The following is a 23,746-nucleotide window of genomic DNA, read 5'->3' as shown; positions in this document are numbered from 1 at the left end:
CCATGCCGGTGATTGAAACCGCTCTCGACACCCATAGCCCGCAATTCGCGCAGAACCGCGCGGCCATGCTGGCGGCCATCGCCCACCTGCGCCAGCTGGAGCAAAACCTGCTGAGCAAGGCACAGGAAGCCAAGCCCAAGTTCGACAAGCGCGGCCAACTGCTGCCCCGCGAACGCCTCAACCTGCTGCTGGACCCCGGCGCACCGTTTCTGGAACTGGCAGGTCTGGCCGGCTACAAACTTCACGACGACAAGGACGGCAACGCGGCCGGTGGCGGGTTGATCGCCGGCATCGGCTACGTCAGCGGCGTGCGCCTGCTGGTGGTGGCCAATAACAGCGCGATCAAGGGCGGGACAATTTCCCCTTCGGGTTTGAAAAAATCCCTGCGTCTGCAACAGATCGCCATGGAAAACAAACTGCCGGTGGTGACGCTGGCCGAAAGCGGCGGCGCCAACCTCAATTACGCTGCCGAGATTTTCGTCGAAGGCGCGCGCAGCTTTGCCAACCAGGCGCGCCTGTCGGCCATGGGCTTGCCGCAGATTACCGTGGTGCATGGTTCGGCCACGGCGGGCGGCGCGTATCAGCCGGGGCTGTCGGATTACGTGGTGGTGGTGCGCGGCAAGGCCAAGCTGTTCCTCGCCGGGCCGCCGCTGCTTAAAGCGGCCACCGGCGAAGTGGCGACCGACGAAGAACTGGGCGGCGCCGAGATGCATGCCCAGATCGCCGGCACCGCCGAATACCTGGCGGAACATGACGCCGACGGCGTACGCATCGCGCGTGAAATTGTCAGCCTGTTGCCCTGGAATGATGGCCTGCCCCCCGCGCCAAAACGCGCCTACGCAGAGCCGCTGTACCCCATCGACGAGCTGCTGGGGCTGATACCCGACGACCCGAAGAAACCCTATGACGTGCGCGAGATCCTGGCGCGCCTGGCCGACGGCTCCCATTTCCTCGAATTCAAAGGCGAGTTCGATGCCCACACCGTGTGCGGCCACCTGCACATTCAGGGGCGCGCCGTCGGCGTGATCGGCAACAACGGCCCGATCACGCCCAAGGGTGCGAGCAAGGCCGCGCAGTTTATCCAGCTGTGCGACCAAAGCCGCACGCCGTTGCTGTTTTTGCACAACACCACCGGGTTCATGGTCGGCACCGAGTCGGAACAGCAAGGCGTGATCAAGCACGGCGCCAAGATGATCCAGGCGGTGGCCAATGCGCGAGTGCCTAAACTCACAATGGTGGTCGGCGGCTCCTACGGCGCAGGCAACTACGCAATGTGCGGCAGGGGCCTTGACCCGCGCTTTATCTTCGCCTGGCCCAACAGCCGCACGGCGGTGATGGGCGGTGCGCAGGCAGGCAAAGTGCTGCGCATCGTCACCGAGGCCAAGCAGTTGAAGGACGGCCTGGTGCCGGACCCCAAGGTGCTGGACATGCTCGAACAGGTCACCGCGCAGAAACTCGACAGCCAGGCCACGGCGCTCTACGCCAGCGCGAACCTCTGGGATGACGGGCTGATTGACCCACGGGATACGCGCACATTGCTGGGATTTCTGTTGGACATCTGCCACGAGGCCGACGTGCGGCCATTACAGCCGAACAGCTTCGGCGTAGCGCGCCTTTAAGGAGAACACTGAAAATGATCTTCACCCAGGAACATCAGGAACTGCGCCGCACCGTGCGCGCCTTCGTCGACCGCGAAATCAACCCGCACGTGGACGAATGGGAAAAGGCCGGGCGCTTTCCCATCCACGAGATTTTTCGCAAGGCCGGCGACCTCGGCCTGCTGGGCATTTCCAAGCCTGAGAAATTTGGCGGCATGGGCCTGGACTACAGCTACTCCATCGTCGCCGCCGAAGAGTTCGGCACCATCCGCTGCGGCGGCATCCCTATGTCCATCGGCGTGCAGACCGACATGTGCACCCCCGCCCTCGCCCGCTTCGGCTCCGATGAACTGCGCGACGAATTCCTGCGCCCGGCCATCAGCGGCGAACAAGTGGGTTGCATTGGCGTCTCGGAAACCGGCGCCGGTTCCGACGTGGCCGGGCTGAAAACCCACGCGCGCAAGGACGGCGACGACTACGTGATCCACGGCAGCAAGATGTGGATCACCAACTCGCCGAGCGCCGACTTTATCTGCCTGCTGGCCAACACCTCCGACGACAAGCCGCACATCAATAAATCGCTGATCATGGTGCCGATGAACACGCCCGGCATCAGCGTCAGCCCGCCGCTGGAAAAGCTCGGCATGCACAGCTCGGAAACTGCCCAGGTGTTTTTCGACGGCGTGCGTGTGCCGCAACGCAACCGCATCGGCCACGAAGGCGCGGGGTTCATGATGCAGATGCTGCAATTCCAGGAAGAACGCCTGTTTGGCGCGGCCAATATGATCAAGGGCCTGGAGTACTGCATCGACAGCACCATCGAGTATTGCAAGGAGCGCCAGACGTTCGGCAAAGCCTTGATCGACAACCAGGTCATCCACTTCCGCCTGGCCGAACTGGCCACGGAAATCGAATGCCTGCGTGCGCTGGTCTACCAGGCCACCGAGCAATACATCAAGGGCCAGGACGTGACCCGCCTGGCGTCGATGGCCAAGCTCAAGGCCGGGCGTTTGGGCCGTGAGGTCAGCGACAGTTGCCTGCAATACTGGGGCGGCATGGGCTTCATGTGGGACAACCCGGTGGCCCGCGCCTACCGCGACGTGCGCCTGGTGTCGATTGGCGGCGGTGCCGACGAAATCATGCTGGGCATCATCTGCAAACTGATGGGCACCTTGCCCGGGAAAAAGCCATGAACACCCTGCTGCTTGAACCGCATAACGGGGTGTTGCACATCACCCTCAACCGCCCCGAAAGCCGTAACGCCATGAGCCAGGAAATGGTCGACGAACTGCGCGCCGTGCTGGCAGATCTCGATAGCCGTACGCGCGCGCTGGTGATCAGCGGCGCGGGCGGGCACTTCTGTGCTGGCGCGGACGTGAAAGACATGGCCAGCGCGGGCGACCGCATGCAGGCGTTGAACCGGGCGTTCGGTACTCTGCTTCAAGAAGTTGAAGCGGTGCCGCAAGTGGTCATCGTGGTGCTGCAAGGCGCGGTGCTGGGGGGCGGGTTTGGCCTGGCGTGCGTGAGTGATATTGCGATAGCTGATCATCAAGCGCAGTTCGGGTTGCCCGAGACCGGCCTTGGTTTATTGCCCGCGCAGATTGCGCCGTTTGTGGTGAAACGCATCGGGCTGACCCAGGCACGCAGGCTCGCGCTGACGGCGGCGCGCTTTGATGGCGTGGAGGCTGAGCGGCTGGGGGTCGTGCACTTTACCGAGCGCGATCCGCAGGCGTTGGCTGAGCGGTTGGATGACGTGTTGGGGCAGGTGCTCAATTGCGCGCCAGGGGCGAATGCGCGAACCAAGGCGCTGTTGCTGGCGAGTGGGGATGAGCCGCTAGAGGTTGTGTTGGATCGAGGCGCGCAGTGGTTTGCCGAGGCGGTGAAAGGGGAAGAAGGGGTTGAGGGGACGCAGGCTTTTGTACAGAAACGGAAGCCGAAGTGGTGCAAATGACGCCTTCGCGAGCAAGCCCGCTCCCACAGGGGAATGCATTCCAAATGTGGGAGCGGGCTTGCTCGCGAAGAGGCCCGAACAGACACTCGATCACTCAGGGATAACCCCATGCCCACGCTCAGCAAAATCCTGATCGCCAACCGCGGCGAAATCGCCTGCCGCATACAGCGCACCGCCCAAGCCCTGGGCTATCGCACCGTGGCCATCTACAGCGACGCCGACGCCCAGGCCCTTCACGTGCAGATGGCCGACGAAGCCGTCAACATCGGCCCCGCTCCCGTCCAGCAGTCATACCTCAACATCGACGCCATCCTCCACGCCGCCACAATAACCTGCGCGGATGCGGTTCACCCGGGCTACGGCTTTCTCTCCGAAAACCCTGACTTCGCCCGCGCCTGCCTGAATGCCGGGCTGACGTTCATCGGCCCCAGCCCCGAAGCCATCGAATTGATGGGCAGCAAACGCCTGTCCAAACTCGCCATGCTCGACGCCAGCGTCCCCTGCATCGCCGGCTACCAGGGCAGCGCCCAGGACGACCAAACCCTGCAACGGGAAGCCGAGCGCATCGGCTACCCCCTGATGATCAAGGCCAGCGCCGGTGGCGGGGGCCGTGGCATGCGCCTGGTGCATCAGGCAAAAGACCTGCTGGCCAACCTCCACACCGCGCGCTCCGAAGCAAAAAACGCCTTTGGCAGCGATGAACTGATCCTCGAGCAGGCCCTGACCGACCCGCGCCATGTCGAAATCCAGCTGTTCGGCGACAGCCACGGCAACCTGCTTTACCTCGGTGAACGCGACTGCTCGATCCAGCGCCGCCACCAGAAAGTCATCGAGGAAGCGCCCTGCCCCGTGATGACGCCCGAGCTGCGCCACGCCATGGGCGAAGCAGCCTTGAACGCCGGGCGGGCGGTGAACTACGTCGGCGCCGGTACTGTGGAGTTCCTGCTCGACCGCAACGGCCAGTTCTATTTCCTGGAAATGAACACCCGCCTGCAAGTTGAACACCCGGTTACCGAGCTGATCACCGGCCTCGACCTGGTGGCCTGGCAACTGCACATCGCCGCCGGCCAGCCGTTACCCTTGCAGCAAACCGACGTGACGTTGACCGGCCACGCCATGGAAGTGCGCCTGTACGCCGAAGACCCGGCCCAGGGCTTCCTGCCGCAAACCGGTGACATACTGCGCTGGGAGCCGGCCCCCGGTGTTCGGATGGATCACGGCATCAGCGAAGGCCAGCGCATCAGCCCGTTCTACGACCCGATGCTCGGCAAGATCATCGCCCACGGCGCCACCCGCGAAGAGGCCCGGCGCAAACTGCTGCGGGCGGTGGAGGACACCGTATTGCTGGGCGTGACCACCAATCAGCGACTGCTCGCCGAGCTGCTCAAGCACGCGGATTTTGTCGCAGGTGATTTCAGCACCGGGTTTATCGCCGAGCATTTCAGCGAAATCCCGCCTCAGGCCGCCTCAGAAGATCAGCTCACACTGGCTGCCGCACTGTTTTATCAACACAGTGCTGGCAAGCATCCGCAAGGCCTGGCGGGGTGGAGCAACAACACGGCCAGCCCTTCGATATACCGCCTGGAGGTCAACGGTGAAACCCACACCGTCAGCGCCGCTCCCCTCCAACTCACCCTCGACGGCCGCCACGTCACCCTGACTCTCAACGGCATCCGTCGGCGCCTGCCCTACTACCTCGACGGCACTGAGCTATGGCTGCCGGGCCTGCACGTGACCAACCGCACCCAGCAGGTCGCCAGCCGCCAGGCCGCCGCCGGCAGCGGCACGGTCAAGGCGCCGATGGACGGTGCCATCGTCGACGTGCGCGTCAGTGCGGGTGAATCCGTGGTCAAAGGCCAGCTGCTGCTGGTGCTCGAAGCCATGAAAATGGAGCATTCGCTGACCGCCGGCATGGATGGCGTGGTCAAGGGCGTGCAGGTCATCGCCGGCGATCAGGTACGTAACCGTCAGGTTTTGCTGGAGATCGAATAGGCCCTGGGCGGAACTACAAGGCCGGGCTACGCTCTATCCCCATCAGGAAGGGATGAGTACGGGAACCTGCGCAATGCCTCATTGGCTGATTATTGACCTTGAAGCCACAACGGATGAAGGCGGCTGGCCCGTGACGGAGATGGAAGTCATCGAGATCGGCGCCAGCCTGGTGAACCGCCAGGGCCGCGAGCTGGATCATTTCCAGCGTTTCGTGCGCCCCCTGCGCCGCCCGCTGCTGACGCCGTTCTGCCGTCAGCTGACGCACATCACCCAGGCCAGCATCGACGCCGCCGCACCGATCACCGACGTGTGGCCGCTGTTCGAGCGCTGGCTGGGCCAGCATCAGGCGCGCCTGGAAGGCTGGGCCAGCTGGGGCGACTATGACCGCGCGCAGCTGGAGCTGGAATGGCAACGCCACGGCCTGACCAGCGCCCTCGCCCAGACGCCCCATGTGAACCTCAAGCAGCGCTTCGCCAAGGCGCGGCGCCTGGACAAACCCCTGGGGCTCAATGGCGCCCTGCAATTGGCCGGGATGCAGTTTCATGGCCAGCAACACCGGGCACTGGAAGATGCACGCAATACCGCACGGTTGTTACCGCTGATACTGCCGGTCTAGGCAGCCTCCGTGCCGTTCGGCATACTGGCCGACTTTTCCAGACCCTTTTCCGAGGATTCACCCATGTTTAAAGTCAACGAGTACTTCGACGGCACCGTCAAGTCGATCGCTTTTGGCACCGCCGAAGGTCCAGCGACGGTGGGTGTGATGGCCCCGGGTGAATACGAGTTCGGCACCGCCCAGCGTGAAATCATGCACGTAGTGTCCGGCGCCCTGACCGTGAAACTGCCGGATGCCAACGACTGGGAAACCTTCGCCGCCGGCAGCCAGTTCAACGTACCGGCCAACAGCAAGTTCCAACTGAAGGTCGCCGTGGATACCGCTTACCTGTGCGAATACCGCGGCTGATCTTTCACCCGGTCAAAAAAATGCCCGTCTCCTGCGAGACGGGCATTTTTTATGGGCGCTGATTTTATTCGAAAGCCTTATTCGAGAATCGTCACCGGCATGCCGACTTCCAGGCGGCCTGTGCCATCGTTGACCAGGTTCTGGCCGAACATCACATCGCCGTCCTGCTCGCGGAACGTCTTGAGCGTGGCCAAGGGCTCACGGTCGGCACTGCGTTCGCCGCTGGCCGGGTCGATGGTGGTGAGGATGCAGCGTGAACAAGACTTGACCACGCGAAATTCCACGTCGCCGATGCGCAGGCGCTTCCAGCCGTCTTCGGCAAACGCCTCGCTGCCTTCGATCACCAGGTTGGGACGAAAACGCAGCATTTCCATGGGGCGGCCGATACGCCGAGACAAGTCGTCCAGCGAGGCCTGACCGATCAGCAACAAAGGGAAACCGTCGGCAAAACCGACTTTGTCATCATCCTTGCCATAGCCGGCTTCGGTGCTGCGCGCACGCTCCACAGGCACTTGCACCAGGCGCGTCGGCTTGCCGATAAAAGCGCTGACCCAGGCTGCGGCGGCATCGCCAGCATCCGGCACGCGCAGCGTGTCACGCCAGATAGTCACGCCGCGCAGCTCGGCGTCGCTGCCGGGCAGTGCCACGTCCAGCGGCGCATGGCCCGGGGAACTCAGGGTCAGGCCGCCAGCGCCATTGCACAGCGCCGACAGTTGGCTCATTTTCGCCACTGCACGCTGGGTGAGGAAACGCCCGCTGGCTTCGTCCACCAGCATCCAGCGTCGATCCCCCTCCAGCCCGAGTGTATCCAGGCCGATATGCTGCAAAACCTCGGCCTTGCCGGACTTCAAGGGGTAACGGTACAACGCGCTGAGACGAAGCATGGGCCTGCCTTCCTGGGAAACAAAGTGTCATCCTAAAGTCAGGCGGGCACTTCGTCCAACATCAGACGTTGGCGCACCACATCCACCAGTTTGTCGGGCTGGAATTTGGACAGGAAGTTGTCGCACCCGACCTTCTTCACCATCGAATCGTTGAAGCTGCCCGACAGCGAGGTGTGCAGCACCACGTAGAGGCCACGCAAGCGCGGGTCATTGCGGATTTCGGTGGTCAGACGGTAGCCGTCCATTTCGGGCATCTCGGCGTCGGTGAAGATCATCAGCAGCTTGTCGGTCATCACCTGGCCGCTGTCGGCCCAGGCCTTGAGCATGTTCAGCGCCTTGAGGCCATCGCTGGCGATATGCATCTTCACGCCGAGTTGGCCAAGGGTATCGCGCAGTTGCGACAGGGCGACGTTGGAATCGTCCACCAACAGCACTTCGCGGCCACGGGCACGTTCCAGCACCGGGTCTTCGAGTTTTTCGCGGGATACCTTGGCGTTGTACGGGACGATTTCGGCGAGGACTTTTTCCACGTCGATGATTTCCACCAACTGGTCATCGACCTTGCTGATGGCCGTGAGGTAATGCTGGCGCCCGGCGCTGGCGGGCGGCGGCAGGATGGCTTCCCAGTTCATGTTGACAATGCGGTCCACGCCGCCCACCAGAAACGCCTGCACCGAACGGTTGTACTCGGTGACGATAATCGTGCTGTTAGGCCCCGGCACCAGCGGGCGCATGCCGATGGCTTGTGACAGGTCGATCACGGGCAGGGTCTGGCCGCGCAGGTTGACCACGCCGCACACAAACGGGTGGCGCTGGGGCATCAGGGTCAGCTTGGGCAGCTGTAGCACTTCCTGCACTTTGAACACGTTGATCGCGAACAATTGGCGCCCGGCCAGGCGAAACATGAGGATCTCCAGGCGATTCTCACCCACCAGTTGCGTGCGTTGATCTACCGTGTCGAGAATGCCGGCCATTAAAAGCTCCTGATGTGGGATTGTGCTGCTCACTTAAGGCTTGTTATCGGCGGCGAGCGCCAGACCTTGACCCCGGTAAAATGCCACGTAAATGCATTGATGTCACACTGACATCATGCTTTACTGCAATCGCCTCCACACAAGGCCCTCCAGCAACGTCGCGCGACATGTAAATCGACGCGAGGTTCCGCTGCGTAAGGGATTCCCCTACGAACAATCAGGCCCAACCTGATATTCGCGATATCTAATAGCCATTAATGTGACGCCATTCTCATTGCATGAATGGAGTCAGGCTTTTGTTTGCCATACCAAGCCCTCGGCCCACGCGTCTTCCAGACATTCACGTGGCGGCAATTGAAGTTATGCAAAAGCCCCTTATAACGAGGGCTACACCCGGCGCTCGCCATCATTCAAATAAAGGTCCTGCACAATTTTCGGAAGTGGGCTACAGATTCCAGTCATATTTCAGCGGTAGTTTTACGCCATTCACCCGATGCGGCATTTCATCACCCGACCTTATGTTGCGGAGACTTGCAGGATGAGCAGCGCAAACGAATGGCAAACCGCACTTCCTGAATTCCTGCTGGAAGCTGAAATGCTTTTGGCCAAGTCGGAAGAATGCCTGAACCACCTGCATTTGATTCGCAACGACAGCGATGCAATCGACTGCATGAAGGCCAGCCTGGCTAAATTGGCCGAAAAGGCCGAAGGCCTGGCCCTGCAGGCGATCAGCGAGTTCTCGCGACATATTCAATACCTGATTGCCAACGCCGTGAGCCCCATGCATCTGCATGATCAGGCGCTGGACGCCTTGCATGACTGCCTGACCCTGTTGGCCTGGCAACTGGAACTGATCGACACCCGGACCGGTGAGTTGGGCCTGGATGAAAGCGAGCAAACTACATTGATTGCGACGGTTACTTTGCAGATCCCGCAAAAAGACTTCGCCAATAAACCGCAGCAGCGCATGCACCACGCATCGTGACGTGTTGATAAGGTCGTATTTAATCGCTGACTTATCTAAAAGCGACCGTTCCTATTAAAGGGCTGGTATCTGTCTGCGGGCAAAATATATCAATTAGCCATCAACGCAATAGTGATACAAGCCAAGTCGATTAATACAACTGCTCGCTCTTTGAGCGCTGGGATTACCGCCCAGGGCGTATGCCTGCTTAATAAGCTTTCCAGGAAAAGCGTTAGGCGACCAACGGTAATAGTGGTGGTACTATGCCCCGCTCGAAGTGACTCAACTTCATCATGTATAAAAACGATTCCAAACAAAGACCTGCCCGCCACATTGAGCGGTCTTCCCGCAGCGAACCTTCAGTGGCTCCATCCGCTATGTACGCCAGCCTCAAGTCACTCATCGCAAGGTCCGTGTCGCGCCGCAATGCGCGCCGCATGGTTCTCGTCCTGTGCCTTTGCTCGTTGCTGGTCAGCCTGTGGGCCTATACCCGTTCCGCGCCATTGCCACTCTTGATCCTGCTGCTCAACCTGGCCACGTTGCTGGTGGTGGGCCTGCAACAGTGGAGCTCGCGCAAGTCGATCAAATTCCAGCCGCAGGAGCTGGCGGACCGCCTGCTGCAAGTCCAGGAAAACGAACGTCACCGCCTCAGCCGCGAGTTGCATGACGACATCGGCCAACTGCTGACCGCCGCCAAGTTGCAAAGTGAATGGCTCAAACGCCGTCTGCCCGACGACCTGCAAAGCCAGTGCACAGTGTTGTGCAACACCCTCAATGAAACCCTGGCCAAAGTGCGTGACGTGTCCGCCATCCTCAACCCCCGCCAGTTGGCCAGCCTGGGCCTTGAGGCGAGCTTGCGCGCGCACCTGCTCAAGACCCTGGAAAACACCCCCGTCCACTGGAGCCTGGAATGCCAGCAACGGCTGACCGGCATCCCGGAAGAAATGGCCGTAGCGGCCTTTCGCATCACCCAGGAAGCTGTGACCAACATGCTTCGCCATGCCCAGGCGCACAATTTGCTGGTACGCCTGCAACGCCTGCCCGAAGGCCTCTCGCTGATGATCTGCGATGACGGCCTGGGCTTTTCGCCCGCCATCAACCCGGGCCTGGAAGGCCAGCGGGGCATGGCCGGGATGTCCGAGCGCATCGATCAGTTGGGCGGTTCATTGTCCGTCAGCAGCCAGCCAGGCAAAGGCACACGGATCGACGCGCTTTTCCCCTGGGCGCCCCGCGCCCTCGAACGGGCCAGCTCCCCTAAGGTTCTCGAGTGATCTGCAAATTACTCCTGGTGGATGACCACGCATTGATCCGGGCCGGTGTACGCGCACTGATCCAGGATATTGCGGGCTACAACGTAATCGGCGAAGCCAGCGATGGTGCGCAGCTACTGGAGAAATTCAGCAGCTTGCAACCGGATATCGTGCTGCTGGACCTGTCGATGAAACACACTGGCGGCCTCGACGCCTTGCAACAGCTCAAGGCGGCCTACCCCAAGAGCAAAGTGCTGATCCTGTCGATGCACACCGACCCGGAACTGATCATGCGCGCGCTGGAATCCGGTGCTCATGGCTACCTGCTCAAGGACACCACGGCCAACGAGCTGGAACACGCCCTGCTGGCGTTGCGCAACAACGAGCGCTACCTGAGCCCCGCCATCGCCCATACGGTGATCAACCAGGCATTGATCCGCAGCCAGGGTCCGGCGTCCCCCGTCGCCCAGAGCCACAACCTCACGGCGCGGCAGTTGGAGATCCTGCGCTTGATCGTGCGTGGCAAGTCCACCCGGGAAATCGCCCAGGGCCTGGGCCTGAGCATCAAGACGGTGGAAGCGCATCGCTCGCAAATCATGAAGCGCCTGCAGATATTCGATGTGGCGGGCCTGGTGTTATTCGCCGTTCGCGAGCAGATCATCAGCCTGGACGACTAGCGGCGAATTGACCGGCAGGTGCACGCGCAAGGCCTTGGGCACTGCGCTGAAACGCAGGTCGTCGCCTTTGAGCGGCTCGCCATCCAGGTTGATGTAGAGCCCTTCGGCGACCTTGATCTCGACCCACGGCAGGCGCGCCCGTACGAACATGTTGTCCAGGCCCCAGCCGTCGCTCATCAGGGTCATCAGCGTACCGACCACCTCCTGAGGCGCCGGCAGGATGCTGATATCGAGCAGGCCGTCGTCGGCCAATGCGCCGGGGCACAATACATGCCCACCGCCCGCCTGGCGGCCGTTGCCGATACCCAGCGCCAGCAGGTCGCCTTTCCAGTGGAAACCCGGGCCTTCCAGTTCGCCGTAGGCGGCTTTCAACTCGCTGAAACGGGTCAGGCCGGTGAACAGGTAGGCGGCACCGCCCAGTACTTTTTTCAAGTCTTCGGAGGTGTTGGCGGTGACCTGGCTGCCGAAGCCGCCGGTGGCCATGTTGAGGAATATCTGGCTGCCGGCCTGGCCGAGGTCAATAGCTCGGGGCTCGACGTCGAGCAGTGCCAGCGCCTCAGCGGGCTGCAGCGGCACACCGGCCGCCTTGGCGAAATCGTTGGCGGTGCCCAGGGGCATCAGCACCAGGCTGGCGTCGGTTTTGGCCAGGGCCATGGCTTCGGCCACATCACGCAGGGTGCCGTCGCCGCCGCCGGCGATGAGGTGGGTGTAGCCGTCGGCCAGGGCTTCATTGACCAGCCGCTGGGCGTCGCCGCCTTCCCAGGTGACCCGGACCGCGAGATCCCACCCCTGTTCACGCCGGGCCTGCACGGCGGTGCGCACGTCCTCGTTGAGGGCTTGCTTGCCGTGGAGGATCAACAGGGCTTTGGGGGTGGTCATTGGGGGCTACTCCTGGGGTTTAGTGGTTCCTGAAGGATGTGGACATTTGGGGAGGGGGTTTGGTTTACCGGGTACATATCCATTTTTTGGGTAATGGCGGATATTGGTTCCGCCCTTACGGCGGGTCACTTTGAAAAGCTGTACGGACCGGACACATGGTTGACGGGGCGCCCAGGATCAAAATCAAAAGCAGATCACAAGCACGGCGGCCTGACAGCCGGCCTAAGTGGTGTAAAGCAAACGCGGTTTGTGTGGGAGCTGGCTTGCCTGCGATACAGGCACCTCGGTCTTTCAGTTACACCCAGTTGATGCCATCGCAGGCAAGCCAGCTCCCACAGAGAAGCAGATCTGTGCAGATATTGAATTCTTACTCGGTCAGAAATGTGGGAGCGGGCTTGCTCGCGAATACGGAGTATCAGTCAGCATATTTGTAGCTGACACACCGCATTCGCGAGCAAGCCCGCTCCCACATTTTGATCTTCATTTGTCTGAAAGAACGTCATCTGCCCTGGCAAAAAAACGCTTTTGCTTCAACCACTCAGGCCGGCTGTCAGGCCGCCGTGCTTTAGATTTTGATCTTGATCTGAGGCGCCCCGTTAAAACACGATGGCCGAACGCCGGCTTGAATCCGTGGGTAACCCGGCAGGACGCCGGGTTAGCCGCGATGGGCCAGGGATGGCCCATCGCGGCGGCCCACGGATTCAAGCCTTCGTTCGGGCATGCCGAGCCTAGGCGAGGCACCGAGTGTAGGGGCAAGAGCGTTTGGTTACTTTGCGCTTTTCAAAGTGACCCGCCGTAAGGGCGGAACCAATAGCCGCCGTTACCGCAGCAACGGATATCTACACAATCACCCCTTGTGCAACTTACTCATCAACTGCGCCTCAGCCTGAGTCAACCCGCAAGACTGCGTCAACTCATCCACCGTAGCCCCCATCCCGACCAATTTGGCCGCCTGGGCAAACGACAAACTCGAAGGATCCCGCTGCTCCAACTGCGCCAGCTTGTCCGGCAAAGGCCCAAGAATCGCGCGCAGTTCGTGCACCTCATCCCCCACTTTCACCGCACTCTGCTGAAAGTGATCCACCCGCTTGACCAGATCCAGAATCCGCCGGTCACGCACCGCATCACGCTCAGCCTGCTGCAACAACAGTTCACGTTGCTGGCGCATGTAGCGCAGCAGGAACGCCAGGGTCCCGGCCCACAACAGGGCCAGGACGATCACCGCCGCCTCAAGGAACAATCAGATGCTCTCCAGTTCCGACCATTCTTCTTCGCTCATCATCTTGTCCAGCTCAACCAGAATCAGCAGCTCGCCGTTCTTGTTGCACACGCCCTGGATAAACTTGGCGGATTCTTCGTTACCCACGTTCGGCGCGGTTTCCACTTCCGATTGGCGCAGATAAACCACTTCGGCCACGCTGTCGACCATGATCCCGACCACTTGCTTGTCGGCTTCGATGATCACGATACGGGTGTTGTCGTTGACTTCCGTCGGCGCCAGGCCGAAACGCTGGCGGGTGTCGATCACCGTCACCACGTTGCCGCGCAGGTTGATGATGCCCAGTACGTAGCTTGGTGCACCCGGAACCGGGGCGATTTCGGTGTAACGCAGCACTTCCTGCACGCGCATCACATTGATGCCGTAGGACTCGTTATCCAGTTTGAAGGTTACCCATTGCAGGATTGGATCATCGGCCAAACCTTGTGCGGACGCTGACTTGTTCATACCCCTTGCCCCTTCTGTGTGTGCTTCTTTGGCCACGCAACCGCACGGCCCTTATTGTTCAATCAACTGCGTTTGTTTTGTGGCATCGATTTGACGGCGCCGCTGGCGATCAACTCAGCCAGTTCGGCGACGTCCAGCAACGCGCACATATGTTCGATCACGGTGCCCGCCAGCCAGGGCCGCTGGCCCCGGTGGCTGCGCCATTTGATTTCATTCGGGTCCAGGCGCAACGAGCGGCTGACTTGATGCACGGCCAGCCCCCACTCATAACCCTGCACCGAGATCACGTATTGCAAACCCTGGCGGAAGTCGTCGCGGTAGCGATCGGGCATCACCCAACGTGCGGTATCAAGGACTTTGAGGTTGCCGGCCTGGCTCGGCAGGATGCCGAGAAACCACTCCGGCTGTCCGAACAGGGGCGTCAGTTCCTGGCCTTCCAGCGAATAGATCGAGCCCAGGCACACCAACGGCACCGCCAGGGTCAACCCGGCGACGTCGAACAACAGGCATTCGAACGGCTCGGCGGCCCACGACGGGCGACCATCCCCCGTGACGGGCGGCGGCGTGATGCTCGGCGGCAGGTGCACTTGCACCACGGGTTCAACCACCAGTGGCGCCACGATCACCGGCGTAATCGGCACCACAACAGGGGCCGCTACTACGTGCGCGTCACGGGCCTGCTCTTCCAATACAGCCAGCTGAAATTCATCCAGCGTGCTTTCAGGCTCTACAGCCGGCTCCAGCACCAGAATCGGTTCCGGCAATTCTTCTGCGGTCGCATCCTGCAGCAAGTTATCCAGGTAGGATTCCAGTGCCAGTTGCGGCCGCGTTTTGAGTTCGACGGGACGGGTCATCACGCCACCTGCGCCACAAGCTGCTGCGAGAGCAGATGCTTGAGCAACGCGCGGTAGGCCAGCACGCCACGGCTCTTGCCGTCGAACTGCGACGGCGTGAGGCCCGCTCGGCTGGCATCACGCAGGCGGGTGTCCACCGGGATGTAGCCATTCCAGATGGTGTCCGGGTAGGCATCGCGCAGTACACGCAAGGTGCCGAGGGACGCCTGGGTACGGCGGTCGAACAACGTCGGCACGATGCTGAACGGCAGCGCCTGTTTGCGCGAACGGTTGATCATCGCCAGGGTGCTGACCATACGCTCCAGGCCTTTGACCGCCAGGTGCTCGGTCTGCACCGGGATCACCAACTGCTGGCTGGCCGCCAAGGCGTTGACCATCAGCACACCCAGCAACGGCGGGCTGTCGATGATCGCGTAATCGAAGTCCTGCCACAGCTGCGCCAGGGTCTTGGCGATCACCAGGCCCAGCCCACTCTGCCCCGGCGACTGACGCTCGAGGGTCGCCAGCGCAGTGCTCGATGGCAGCAGGGAAATGCTTTCGTTGCTGGTGGGCAACAGCAGTTGCCCCGGCAAATCCGCCGGCACGCTGCCCTTGTGCAGGAACAGGTCGTAGCAGCTGTGTTCCAGCGCATCCGGGTCGTAACCGAAATAGCTGGTCATGGAGCCGTGGGGGTCCAGGTCGACCACGACCACGCGCTTGCCCGCCTCGGCCAGCAACCCGGCCAGGGCGATGGACGTGGTGGTCTTGCCGACCCCACCTTTTTGATTGGCAACTGCCCAGACTCTCATTCGGTTGGTTCCTCCCGGCAGGCATTGGCGCGACCGAGACAGTGCATAAGTTATTGAGCCGGTGACGGAGAATTGACGGCACTCTGACGAACCGACGGCTTAACGGTTGGCGGTGCAGTTTGTGTGCCAGCCCGCTTCAACGCCGCATCCGGCGTTGCATTCGCCGTGCCGGTGCCGGTCAGGCTGCGGCGTACATCCAGGTTACGCGAGACCACCAGCACCACGCGACGGTTGCGCGCGCGGCCCTCAGCGGTGGCGTTATTGGCCACCGGCTGGAATTCACCATAGCCCACCGACGCCAGGCGCCCGGGGTTTACGCCCTGCATGGCAAGCATGCGCACAATGCTCGCGGCACGCGCCGAAGACAATTCCCAGTTGGTCGGGTACTGCGCGGTACTGATCGGGAAATTGTCGGTAAAGCCTTCTACGTGCACCGGGTTTTCAAACGGTTTGAGGATCGCCGCCACCTTGTCGATGATGGTGAACGCCTGATCGCTCGGCATCGCATCGGCACTGGCGAACAGCAGGCTGGAGTTCAACTCGATCTCCACCCACAGCTCATTGCCTCGCACGGTCATCTGGTTGGACTTGATCAGGTCACCAAACGCGGCGCTGATGTCATCGGCGATGCTTTTCAGCGGGTCGCTGGTGCCACCGATGCCGGCGGCGGTTTCGTCGCTGTCGTTGACCAGCGGCTTGGCCGGGGTCACGGTCTTGGGCCGCTCGTCACCGATCGGGATGGGTTTGAGCGCGCGGTCGGTATCGTTGAACACGCCCACCAACGCTTGGGAAATGATCTTGTACTTGCCTTCGTTGATCGACGAGATGGAGTACATCACCACGAAAAACGCGAACAGCAACGTGATGAAGTCCGCGTAGGACACCAGCCAGCGCTCGTGGTTGACGTGCTCTTCAGGCTCGCGACGGCGACGGCTCATAGAACCTCCCCCCATTTTTGGGCGTAGTGCCCACTGTGGTGAGCGAGCTTGTTGTGGCGAGCGAGCTTGCTCGCGCTGGGGTGCGAAGCGCCCCCAACGAACTCACCACCGCTCTCCTGCCGAAACCGGGTCGCCTGTTTTGGGGCTGCTGCGCAGCCCAGCGCGAGCAAGCTCGCTCGCCACAACAGCGCAGTTCGCCACAATTCGATACCCATCATCAATCCATGAAGCCCTGAAGCTTCAATTCGATGGAGCGCGGGTTCTCACCCTCGGCAATCGACAAAATGCCCTCGAGCAACATCTCGCGGTAACGCGACTGGCGCATCGCAATCGACTTCAACTTGCTGGCCACCGGCAACAGCAGCAGGTTGGCACTGGCCACGCCGTAGATCGTCGCGACGAAGGCCACCGCAATGCCGCTGCCCAACTGCGACGGATCGCCGAGGTTGCCCATCACGTGGATCAAACCCATCACCGCACCGATGATGCCGATGGTCGGCGCATAGCCGCCCATGCTTTCAAAGACTTTGGCAGCGTTGATGTCGCGGCTTTCCTGGGTATAAAAGTCGACTTCCAGGATGCTGCGAATCGCTTCCGGCTCCGCGCCGTCCACCAGCAACTGCAGGCCTTTGCGCGCGTAGCTGTCGGGTTCGGCATCGGCCACGCCTTCCAGGCCCAGCAGGCCTTCCTTGCGCGCGGTGAGGCTCCAGTTGACCACGCGGTCGATGCCGCCGGGCAAATCCACGCGCGGCGGGAAAATGATCCACACCAGAATCTGCATGGCGCGCTTGAAGGAGCTCAAGGGCGACTGCAACAGCGCAGCGCCCACGGTGCCGCCGATTACGATCAGCGCTGCCGGGCCGTTGGCCAGCGCACCGAGGTGGCCGCCTTCGAGGTAGTTGCCGCCAATGATCGCGACAAACGCCATGATGATGCCGATCAGGCTCAATACATCCATCAGAGGCAGGCCTCCACCAGATGTTTGCCGATGTCGTCCAGGCTGTACACGGCGTCGGCCAGGTCAGCCTTGACGATGGCCATGGGCATGCCATAGATCACACAGCTGGCTTCGTCCTGGGCCCAGATCGCGCTGCCGCCCTGCTTGAGCAGGCGCGCGCCTTCACGGCCATCAGCGCCCATGCCGGTGAGCACCACCGCCAGAACTTTGTCGCCGTAGGACTTGGCCGCCGAACCAAAGGTGATATCCACGCACGGCTTGTAGTTCAGGCGTTCATCGCCGGGCAGGATTTTGATCGCCCCACGGCCATCCACCATCATCTGCTTGCCACCCGGGGCCAGCAACGCCAGGCCAGGGCGCAGGATGTCGCCGTCCTCGGCCTCTTTGACGCTGATGCGGCACAGCTTGTCCAACCGCTCGGCGAAAGCCTTGGTGAACGCGGCAGGCATGTGCTGCACCAAGACGATGGGCGCAGGGAAGTTGGCCGGCAATTGGGTCAGCACGCGTTGCAGGGCCACCGGGCCGCCGGTGGAAGTACCGATAGCCACCAGTTTGTAGGCTTTGCGTTTGGGCGCGGGGGAATGCCCGCTCGGCGCTGGCGCACGAACCGGCGCCACCGCCGGGCGGGCCACCGGTGCAGGTGCCGGGCGCGCAAACGACGACGTGGTCGGTGCCGGCGCCGCGACGGGCGCTGGCGCCGGTGTGCTGAACAGGCTGCGACGGTTACTGCGCGAAATGCTGTGCACCTTCTCGCACAGCATCTGCTTGACCTTCTCGGGGTTGCGCGAGATGTCTTCGAAATTCTTCGGCAGGAAGTCCACCGCACCCGCGTCCAGCGCATCCAGGGTCACCCGGGCGCCTTCATGGGTCAGCGAGGAGAACATCAACACCGGAGTCGGACAGCGCTGCATGATGTGCCGCACGGCCGTGATGCCATCCATCATCGGCATCTCGTAGTCCATGGTGATCACGTCAGGCTTCAACGCAATGGCTTGATCAATCGCCTCTTTGCCGTTGGTGGCCGTACCGACCACCTGAATCGTTGGGTCGGCGGAAAGAATTTCCGAGACGCGGCGGCGGAAGAAACCCGAATCGTCCACCACCAGGACCTTGACTGCCATAAACACTCCGTTAGGCGGGGCGGGCAAACCGCCCTACCCCACCAGAATCAAATACGCCGAGCGGCGTAACGCTTGAGCATGCTCGGGACGTCGAGAATCAGCGCGATCCGGCCGTCACCGGTGATGGTCGCACCCGACATGCCCGGGGTTCCCTGCAGCATTTTGCCCAAAGGCTTGATGACCACTTCTTCCTGGCCCACCAGTTGATCGACCACAAAGCCGATACGCTGGGTGCCCACGGAAAGAATCACCACATGGCCTTCGCGCTGCTCTTCATGCTTGGCCGATGCCACCAGCCAGCGCTTGAGGTAGAACAGTGGCAACGCCTTGTCGCGCACGATCACCACTTCCTGGCCGTCCACCACGTTGGTGCGCGACAGGTCGAGGTGGAAGATTTCGTTGACGTTGACCAGCGGGAAAGCGAATGCCTGGTTGCCCAGCATCACCATCAGGGTCGGCATGATCGCCAGGGTCAACGGCACCTTGATCACGATCTTGGAGCCCTGGCCCTTGGTCGAGTAGATATTGATCGAGCCGTTGAGCTGGCTGATCTTGGTCTTTACCACGTCCATGCCGACGCCACGGCCGGACACGTCGGAAATCTCGGTCTTGGTCGAGAAGCCCGGGGCGAAGATCAGGTTGTAGCACTCGGTGTCGGTCAGGCGGTCGGCGGCGTCCTTGTCCATCACGCCACGCTTGACCGCGATATTGCGCAAAATTGCCGGGTCCATGCCTTTGCCGTCGTCAGTAATCGACAGCAGGATATGGTCGCCTTCTTGCTCGGCGGCCAGAATCACCTTGCCGTTGCGCGATTTGCCCGACGCTTCGCGTTCTTCCGGGGTTTCCACGCCGTGGTCGACGGCGTTGCGCACCAAGTGGACCAGCGGGTCGGCCAGGGCCTCGACCAGGTTTTTGTCGAGGTCGGTTTCTTCACCCACCAGTTCCAGGTTGATTTCTTTCTTGAGCTGGCGTGCCAGGTCGCGAACCAACCGTGGGAAGCGGCCGAAGACTTTCTTGATCGGCTGCATCCGGGTTTTCATCACCGCGGTTTGCAGGTCGGCGGTGACCACATCGAGGTTCGACACGGCCTTTTGCATGGCTTCGTCGCCGCTGTTCAGGCCCAGGCGCACCAGGCGGTTACGCACCAGCACCAGTTCGCCGACCATGTTCATGATGTCGTCCAGGCGTGCGGTATCAACGCGCACGGTGGTTTCGGCTTCACTGGCCGGTTTTTCGGCCACCGGTGCAGCAGCTGCACGCGCCGCAGCGGGGGCCGCAGCAGGTGCCGGGGCTGGCTTGGCGGCCACTGGCGCGGCGGCTTTGGCGGCGACCGGTGCTGGCGTGGCAACCGCAGCCGCCGGGGCCACTTCGGTGAACTTGCCTTTGCCGTGCAATTCGTCGAGCAGGGCTTCGAATTCGTGATCGGTGATCAACCCGTCGCCGGCAGGTGCAGGCGCAGAGCTGGCCGCCGGCGCGGCGGCGGTGGCTGCAACTTCCGGCAAGGCTTCGGCCACAAACGTGCCTTTGCCGTGCAGTTGGTCGAGCAATGCTTCGAATTCGTCGTCGGTAATGTCGGTGTTGGCCGAAGCGGCAGGCGCTTCGGTGGCTGCGGCAGGGGCCACGGCGTCAGCCGCGAACTGGCCTTTGCCATGCAGCTGGTCGAGCAGGGATTCAAATTCTGCGTCGGTAATGTCTTCGCTGGTCGGCGCAGCAACCGGCGCACGCGGCGCTTCAGCTTCGGCCTTGACCGCGCTGAGGGAGTTGAGCAGCTGTTCGAACTCGCTGTCGGTCACATCCGGCTCGGCTTCCACCACCGGCGCGGGGGCTGCAACGGCAACCGGCGTCGAGGTGTCGGCGGGTTCTGCCAGGCGCGCCAGGGCGGCCAGCAGTTCCGGGGTAGCCGCGGTGATCGGGGCACGTTCGCGCACTTCGCTGAACATGCCGTTGACTGCATCCAGTGCTTCGAGAATCACGTCCATCAATTCCGAATCAACGTGGCGCTCACCCTTGCGCAGGATGTCGAACACGTTCTCGGCGATGTGGCAGCACTCCACCAGCTCATGGAGCTGGAGGAAGCCGGCGCCCCCTTTTACAGTGTGAAAACCGCGAAAAATTGCATTGAGCAGGTTCGCATCATCCGGTCGGCTTTCCAGCTCGACCAGTTGCTCGGACAACTGCTCTAAAATTTCGCCGGCCTCTACAAGGAAATCCTGAAGGATTTCTTCATCGGCGCCGAAGCTCATGTGGGTGCTCCTTAGAAGCCTAAACTGGACAACAAATCGTCTACGTCGTCTTGCCCGGATACAACGTCTTCACGTTTATCGGCATGAATCTGCGGACCTTCACCCTTGGCGAGATGTTTTTTTGGATCTTTTTCCGAGAGGATCGCCGCGCGGTCATGTTCAATACCGGCAAAACGATCGACCTGGCCAGCCATGAGCACCAGTTTGAGCAAATTGCTTTCCACTTCGGTGACCAGTTGGGTCACGCGTTTGATCACCTGACCGGTGAGGTCCTGGTAATCCTGGGCCAGCAGAATGTCGTTGAGGTTGCTGGAAACCGTGCGGTTTTCCTGCTCGCTGCGCGACAGAAAACTGTCGACCCGACGCGCCAGCTCACGAAACTCTTCAGCGCCCACTTCCCGACGCATGAAGCGGCCCCAGTCAACACTCAGGGCCTGGGCTTCGTTGGCCATACCGTTGACCAGCGGCGTGGCGTTTTCCACCAGGTCCATGGTGCGGTTGGCCGCCGCTTCAGTCAGCCTGACCACATAGGACAGGCGTTCGGTCGCGTCGGTGATTTGCGAAATCTCTTCGGCCTGGGGCATATGCGGGTCAATCTGGAAATTGACGATCGCACTGTGCAGCTCGCGTGTGAGCTTGCCCACTTCCTGATACAGGCCGCGGTCACGGGTCTGGTTGAGCTCATGGATCAACTGCACCGCGTCGCCGAACTGGCCTTTTTCAAGGCTTTCAACCAACTGGTGAGCATGCTTTTTCAGGGTCGACTCAAAGTCTCCCTGTGACGTTTCGTTATGCTCCATAGCGCCCCCGTGGCAGCATCAATGACCGATGCGTTCGAAGATTTTTTCGATCTTCTCTTTCAGTGCCAGCGCCGTGAACGGCTTGACCACGTAACCGTTGACCCCGGCTTGGGCGGCTTCAATGATCTGTTCACGCTTGGCTTCAGCGGTCACCATCAGCACAGGCAGGCTGCGCAGCTTTTCATCCGCACGCACGTGGCGCAGCAGGTCGATACCGGTCATGCCCGGCATGTTCCAGTCGGTTACCAGAAAGTCGATGCTCCCGCTGTTGAGGATCGGAATCGCCGTAATGCCGTCATCCGCCTCGACCGTGTTGGTGAACCCAAGGTCACGCAACAGGTTTTTTATGATCCGCCGCATCGTTGAGAAGTCATCAACGATGAGGATTTTCATGTTCTTGTCCAATTCGACCTCCAAGCAGTCTTAAACGCGCCCAGCACCTGGACGCGCCATTTCAATCAACAGGCGTTACACAAAAAGGACTGCCCAGGGCACCACGGAACTGATCCGCGAAAACGTGAAGCCTTCGCGGTAGCGTCTGCAGTGTCCCCACACTGCCTGTCAGCGCGCGCGCCACTCTCCCAATCGTCCCCGCAAGCGGGCTGCGCACTGGCTATGCAGCTGGCTGACACGCGATTCGCTGACCCCCAGGACCTCACCGATTTCCTTGAGGTTCAGCTCTTCGTCGTAGTACAGCGCCAGCACCAGTCGCTCACGCTCCGGCAAATTGGCAATCGCCTCCGCCAACGCCCCCTGGAAACGTTCATCTTCCAGGTCGCGCGACGGTTCGAGATGTGCACTCGCGCCGTCCTCGTGCAGCCCTTCGTGTTCGCCGTCCTGCAACAGGTCGTCGAAACTGAACAGGCGGCTGCCCAAGGTATCGTTCAAAATCCCGTAGTAATCGTCGAGACTCAATTGGAGTTCGGCCGCAACTTCATGATCTTTAGCGTCACGGCCGGTTTTTGCTTCAATTGCGCGAATCGCGTCACTGACCATTCGCGTGTTGCGGTGTACCGAACGCGGCGCCCAATCCCCTTTACGCACTTCATCGAGCATCGCGCCACGGATGCGGATACCCGCATATGTCTCGAAACTCGCACCCTTGCTCGCGTCGTATTTGGTCGACACTTCGAGCAGGCCGATCATGCCGGCCTGGATCAGGTCTTCCACCTGCACGCTGGCGGGCAGGCGTGCCAGCAAGTGATAGGCAATGCGCTTGACCAGGGGCGCATAGCGCTCGATCAGTTCGCCCTGGCTGTCACGTGCCGACTTTTTGTAAAGGTTGTAGCCGCTGGATGTCATAGCACCGGTCCTGCGCTCGTCTGATGCACCAAACGCTCGACGAAAAACTCCAGATGCCCCCGCGGGTTGGCAGGCAACGGCCAGGTATCGACCTTCTGGGCAATGGCCTTGAACGCCAGTGCGCACTTCGAACGAGGGAACGCTTCATAGACCGCACGCTGCTTTTGCACGGCCTTGCGCACACACTCGTCATACGGAACTGCGCCGACGTATTGTAAGGCGACATCGAGGAAGCGATCCGTGACCTTGGTCAACTTGGCGAACAGGTTGCGCCCTTCCTGCGGGCTTTGGGCCATGTTGGCCAGCACACGGAAGCGGTTCATGCCGTAGTCACGGTTAAGCAGTTTGATCAGGGCGTAAGCGTCGGTGATCGAGGTGGGTTCATCGCACACCACCAGCAACACTTCCTGCGCCGCGCGCACGAAGCTGACCACGGACTCGCCGATCCCGGCGGCGGTGTCGATCACCAGCACGTCGAGGTTGTCGCCGATATCGCTGAATGCCTGAATCAGGCCGGCATGCTGCGCCGGGCTCAGGTGCACCATGCTCTGGGTGCCCGACGCCGCCGGCACGATGCGAATGCCGCCTGGCCCCTGCAGCAGCACATCGCGCAGCTCACAGCGGCCTTCGATCACATCGGCGAGGGTGTGTTTGGGTGTCAGCCCCAGCAAAACGTCGACGTTCGCCAACCCCAGGTCAGCATCCAGCAGCATGACGCGACGGCCAAGCTCTGCCAGGGCCAGGGACAAATTCACTGACACGTTAGTTTTCCCGACGCCACCTTTGCCGCCGGTCACCGCGATCACCTGTACGGGATGCATGCTGCCCATTTTATTTCTTTACCTTGTCTTGCTTAGACGCAGGCTACATGGCTTGGCCGCGT

At 61.4% G+C, this 23,746-nt stretch carries 24 protein-coding genes; 9 read left to right on the top strand and 15 right to left on the bottom strand.

Annotated elements, in window-relative coordinates; all coding sequences use genetic code 11:
• The first annotated feature begins 2 nt into the window (after positions 1-2).
• The 6 genes from atuC (at position 3) to AB4P94_RS15425 (ending at position 6,505) form a co-directional block, all read left to right on the top strand.
• On the top strand, positions 3-1,619 hold the full coding sequence (gene atuC, locus AB4P94_RS15450) for a geranyl-CoA carboxylase subunit beta (protein WP_395611247.1): 1,617 nt from the start codon (positions 3-5) through the stop codon (positions 1,617-1,619).
• A gap of 14 nt (positions 1,620-1,633) precedes the next feature.
• Positions 1,634-2,791, top strand: coding sequence for a citronellyl-CoA dehydrogenase (atuD, locus tag AB4P94_RS15445; RefSeq protein WP_395611246.1), 1,158 nt, complete (start codon positions 1,634-1,636; stop codon positions 2,789-2,791).
• Positions 2,788-3,549 carry an enoyl-CoA hydratase/isomerase family protein gene (locus AB4P94_RS15440; RefSeq protein WP_395611245.1) on the top strand — a complete coding sequence of 254 codons (762 nt, stop codon included), beginning with the start codon at positions 2,788-2,790 and terminating at the stop codon, positions 3,547-3,549. The genes atuD and AB4P94_RS15440 overlap by 4 nt, the downstream gene beginning before the upstream one ends.
• Positions 3,550-3,657: 108 nt before the next feature.
• Complete coding sequence (locus AB4P94_RS15435; RefSeq protein WP_395611244.1) at positions 3,658-5,541, top strand: acetyl-CoA carboxylase biotin carboxylase subunit; 1,884 nt, start codon at positions 3,658-3,660, stop codon at positions 5,539-5,541.
• A 73-nt stretch (positions 5,542-5,614) separates the two neighbouring features.
• Positions 5,615-6,157, top strand: a complete 543-nt coding sequence (locus AB4P94_RS15430) for an exonuclease domain-containing protein (protein WP_395611243.1) — start codon at positions 5,615-5,617, stop codon at positions 6,155-6,157.
• Between the two features lie 63 nt (positions 6,158-6,220).
• Positions 6,221-6,505, top strand: a complete 285-nt coding sequence (locus AB4P94_RS15425) for a pyrimidine/purine nucleoside phosphorylase (protein ID WP_395611242.1) — start codon at positions 6,221-6,223, stop codon at positions 6,503-6,505.
• Positions 6,506-6,582: 77 nt separating this feature from the next.
• Here AB4P94_RS15425 and AB4P94_RS15420 read toward each other — a convergent pair whose 3' ends face one another.
• Both AB4P94_RS15420 and AB4P94_RS15415 read right to left on the bottom strand, forming a co-directional pair.
• Complete coding sequence (locus tag AB4P94_RS15420; RefSeq protein WP_395611241.1) at positions 6,583-7,389, bottom strand: MOSC domain-containing protein; 807 nt, start codon at positions 7,387-7,389, stop codon at positions 6,583-6,585.
• Positions 7,390-7,427: 38 nt separating this feature from the next.
• The gene (locus tag AB4P94_RS15415; protein WP_017134971.1) at positions 7,428-8,363 is read right to left on the bottom strand and encodes a chemotaxis protein CheV; all 936 of its coding nucleotides are present in this window, start codon (positions 8,361-8,363) and stop codon (positions 7,428-7,430) included.
• Between the two features lie 538 nt (positions 8,364-8,901).
• Here AB4P94_RS15415 and AB4P94_RS15410 point away from each other — a divergent pair.
• From AB4P94_RS15410 to AB4P94_RS15400, 3 genes are all read left to right on the top strand, one after another.
• Positions 8,902-9,348, top strand: a complete 447-nt coding sequence (locus tag AB4P94_RS15410; RefSeq protein WP_395611240.1) for a hypothetical protein — start codon at positions 8,902-8,904, stop codon at positions 9,346-9,348.
• Between the two features lie 356 nt (positions 9,349-9,704).
• The gene (locus tag AB4P94_RS15405) at positions 9,705-10,598 is read left to right on the top strand and encodes a sensor histidine kinase (protein ID WP_395611338.1); all 894 of its coding nucleotides are present in this window, start codon (positions 9,705-9,707) and stop codon (positions 10,596-10,598) included.
• Positions 10,595-11,254, top strand: coding sequence for a response regulator (locus AB4P94_RS15400; protein WP_395611239.1), 660 nt, complete (start codon positions 10,595-10,597; stop codon positions 11,252-11,254). Before AB4P94_RS15405 ends, AB4P94_RS15400 begins: the two co-directional genes overlap by 4 nt.
• Here the strand turns inward: AB4P94_RS15400 and yegS are convergent.
• The 13 genes from yegS to fleN all read right to left on the bottom strand — a co-directional run bounded on the left by yegS (position 11,213) and on the right by fleN (position 23,693).
• Entirely contained in the window at positions 11,213-12,133 is a 921-nt protein-coding gene (gene yegS / locus AB4P94_RS15395) for a lipid kinase YegS (protein WP_395611238.1), read from the bottom strand. The genes AB4P94_RS15400 and yegS overlap by 42 nt on opposite strands.
• Positions 12,134-12,980: 847 nt before the next feature.
• Positions 12,981-13,373: a DUF2802 domain-containing protein gene (locus tag AB4P94_RS15390; protein ID WP_395611237.1), complete on the bottom strand. Its 393-nt coding sequence runs from the start codon at positions 13,371-13,373 to the stop codon at positions 12,981-12,983.
• Positions 13,374-13,859 (bottom strand): chemotaxis protein CheW, encoded by a 486-nt coding sequence (locus tag AB4P94_RS15385; RefSeq protein ID WP_395611236.1) that lies wholly within the window; start codon positions 13,857-13,859, stop codon positions 13,374-13,376.
• A gap of 62 nt (positions 13,860-13,921) precedes the next feature.
• Positions 13,922-14,713, bottom strand: a complete 792-nt coding sequence (locus AB4P94_RS15380; protein WP_395611235.1) for a CheW domain-containing protein — start codon at positions 14,711-14,713, stop codon at positions 13,922-13,924.
• Entirely contained in the window at positions 14,713-15,501 is a 789-nt protein-coding gene (locus AB4P94_RS15375; protein ID WP_014719332.1) for a ParA family protein, read from the bottom strand. The genes AB4P94_RS15380 and AB4P94_RS15375 overlap by 1 nt, the downstream gene beginning before the upstream one ends.
• 50 nt (positions 15,502-15,551) lie before the next feature.
• The gene (motD, locus tag AB4P94_RS15370; protein ID WP_395611234.1) at positions 15,552-16,439 is read right to left on the bottom strand and encodes a flagellar motor protein MotD; all 888 of its coding nucleotides are present in this window, start codon (positions 16,437-16,439) and stop codon (positions 15,552-15,554) included.
• A gap of 217 nt (positions 16,440-16,656) precedes the next feature.
• Positions 16,657-17,397 (bottom strand): flagellar motor protein, encoded by a 741-nt coding sequence (locus AB4P94_RS15365; RefSeq protein ID WP_395611233.1) that lies wholly within the window; start codon positions 17,395-17,397, stop codon positions 16,657-16,659.
• On the bottom strand, positions 17,397-18,518 hold the full coding sequence (locus tag AB4P94_RS15360; protein WP_395611232.1) for a chemotaxis response regulator protein-glutamate methylesterase: 1,122 nt from the start codon (positions 18,516-18,518) through the stop codon (positions 17,397-17,399). Before AB4P94_RS15360 ends, AB4P94_RS15365 begins: the two co-directional genes overlap by 1 nt.
• A gap of 47 nt (positions 18,519-18,565) precedes the next feature.
• Entirely contained in the window at positions 18,566-20,761 is a 2,196-nt protein-coding gene (locus AB4P94_RS15355) for a chemotaxis protein CheA (RefSeq protein WP_395611231.1), read from the bottom strand.
• An 11-nt stretch (positions 20,762-20,772) separates the two neighbouring features.
• Positions 20,773-21,561: a protein phosphatase CheZ gene (locus AB4P94_RS15350; protein ID WP_395611230.1), complete on the bottom strand. Its 789-nt coding sequence runs from the start codon at positions 21,559-21,561 to the stop codon at positions 20,773-20,775.
• 18 nt (positions 21,562-21,579) lie between these two features.
• Positions 21,580-21,954 carry a chemotaxis response regulator CheY gene (locus AB4P94_RS15345; RefSeq protein ID WP_005790040.1) on the bottom strand — a complete coding sequence of 125 codons (375 nt, stop codon included), beginning with the start codon at positions 21,952-21,954 and terminating at the stop codon, positions 21,580-21,582.
• A gap of 168 nt (positions 21,955-22,122) precedes the next feature.
• Positions 22,123-22,863: an RNA polymerase sigma factor FliA gene (fliA, locus tag AB4P94_RS15340; protein WP_016973417.1), complete on the bottom strand. Its 741-nt coding sequence runs from the start codon at positions 22,861-22,863 to the stop codon at positions 22,123-22,125.
• Positions 22,860-23,693: a flagellar synthesis regulator FleN gene (gene fleN, locus AB4P94_RS15335; protein ID WP_003192912.1), complete on the bottom strand. Its 834-nt coding sequence runs from the start codon at positions 23,691-23,693 to the stop codon at positions 22,860-22,862. Before fleN ends, fliA begins: the two co-directional genes overlap by 4 nt.
• Positions 23,694-23,746: the final 53 nt, after the last annotated feature.

The sequence above is a fragment of the Pseudomonas sp. B22129 genome (assembly GCF_044218875.1).
In the GTDB taxonomy this organism is placed as follows: Bacteria; Pseudomonadota; Gammaproteobacteria; order Pseudomonadales; family Pseudomonadaceae; genus Aquipseudomonas.
This window is presented reverse-complemented; position numbering and strand designations above follow the sequence as displayed.

Bases quoted from the DNA above. Each gene is read 5' to 3' on its own strand.
- atuC (WP_395611247.1), top strand. From the start codon at position 3: ATGCCGGTGATTGAAACCGCTCTCGACACCCATAGCCCGCAATTCGCG.
- atuD (WP_395611246.1), top strand. From the start codon at position 1,634: ATGATCTTCACCCAGGAACATCAGGAACTGCGCCGCACCGTGCGCGCC.
- AB4P94_RS15440 (WP_395611245.1), top strand. From the start codon at position 2,788: ATGAACACCCTGCTGCTTGAACCGCATAACGGGGTGTTGCACATCACC.
- AB4P94_RS15435 (WP_395611244.1), top strand. From the start codon at position 3,658: ATGCCCACGCTCAGCAAAATCCTGATCGCCAACCGCGGCGAAATCGCC.
- AB4P94_RS15430 (WP_395611243.1), top strand. From the start codon at position 5,615: ATGCCTCATTGGCTGATTATTGACCTTGAAGCCACAACGGATGAAGGC.
- AB4P94_RS15425 (WP_395611242.1), top strand. From the start codon at position 6,221: ATGTTTAAAGTCAACGAGTACTTCGACGGCACCGTCAAGTCGATCGCT.
- AB4P94_RS15420 (WP_395611241.1), bottom strand. From the start codon at position 7,389: ATGCTTCGTCTCAGCGCGTTGTACCGTTACCCCTTGAAGTCCGGCAAG.
- AB4P94_RS15415 (WP_017134971.1), bottom strand. From the start codon at position 8,363: ATGGCCGGCATTCTCGACACGGTAGATCAACGCACGCAACTGGTGGGT.
- AB4P94_RS15410 (WP_395611240.1), top strand. From the start codon at position 8,902: ATGAGCAGCGCAAACGAATGGCAAACCGCACTTCCTGAATTCCTGCTG.
- AB4P94_RS15405 (WP_395611338.1), top strand. From the start codon at position 9,705: ATGTACGCCAGCCTCAAGTCACTCATCGCAAGGTCCGTGTCGCGCCGC.
- yegS (WP_395611238.1), bottom strand. From the start codon at position 12,133: ATGACCACCCCCAAAGCCCTGTTGATCCTCCACGGCAAGCAAGCCCTC.
- AB4P94_RS15385 (WP_395611236.1), bottom strand. From the start codon at position 13,859: ATGAACAAGTCAGCGTCCGCACAAGGTTTGGCCGATGATCCAATCCTG.
- AB4P94_RS15380 (WP_395611235.1), bottom strand. From the start codon at position 14,713: ATGACCCGTCCCGTCGAACTCAAAACGCGGCCGCAACTGGCACTGGAA.
- AB4P94_RS15375 (WP_014719332.1), bottom strand. From the start codon at position 15,501: ATGAGAGTCTGGGCAGTTGCCAATCAAAAAGGTGGGGTCGGCAAGACC.
- motD (WP_395611234.1), bottom strand. From the start codon at position 16,439: ATGAGCCGTCGCCGTCGCGAGCCTGAAGAGCACGTCAACCACGAGCGC.
- AB4P94_RS15365 (WP_395611233.1), bottom strand. From the start codon at position 17,397: ATGGATGTATTGAGCCTGATCGGCATCATCATGGCGTTTGTCGCGATC.
- AB4P94_RS15360 (WP_395611232.1), bottom strand. From the start codon at position 18,518: ATGGCAGTCAAGGTCCTGGTGGTGGACGATTCGGGTTTCTTCCGCCGC.
- AB4P94_RS15355 (WP_395611231.1), bottom strand. From the start codon at position 20,761: ATGAGCTTCGGCGCCGATGAAGAAATCCTTCAGGATTTCCTTGTAGAG.
- AB4P94_RS15350 (WP_395611230.1), bottom strand. From the start codon at position 21,561: ATGGAGCATAACGAAACGTCACAGGGAGACTTTGAGTCGACCCTGAAA.
- AB4P94_RS15345 (WP_005790040.1), bottom strand. From the start codon at position 21,954: ATGAAAATCCTCATCGTTGATGACTTCTCAACGATGCGGCGGATCATA.
- fliA (WP_016973417.1), bottom strand. From the start codon at position 22,863: ATGACATCCAGCGGCTACAACCTTTACAAAAAGTCGGCACGTGACAGC.
- fleN (WP_003192912.1), bottom strand. From the start codon at position 23,693: ATGGGCAGCATGCATCCCGTACAGGTGATCGCGGTGACCGGCGGCAAA.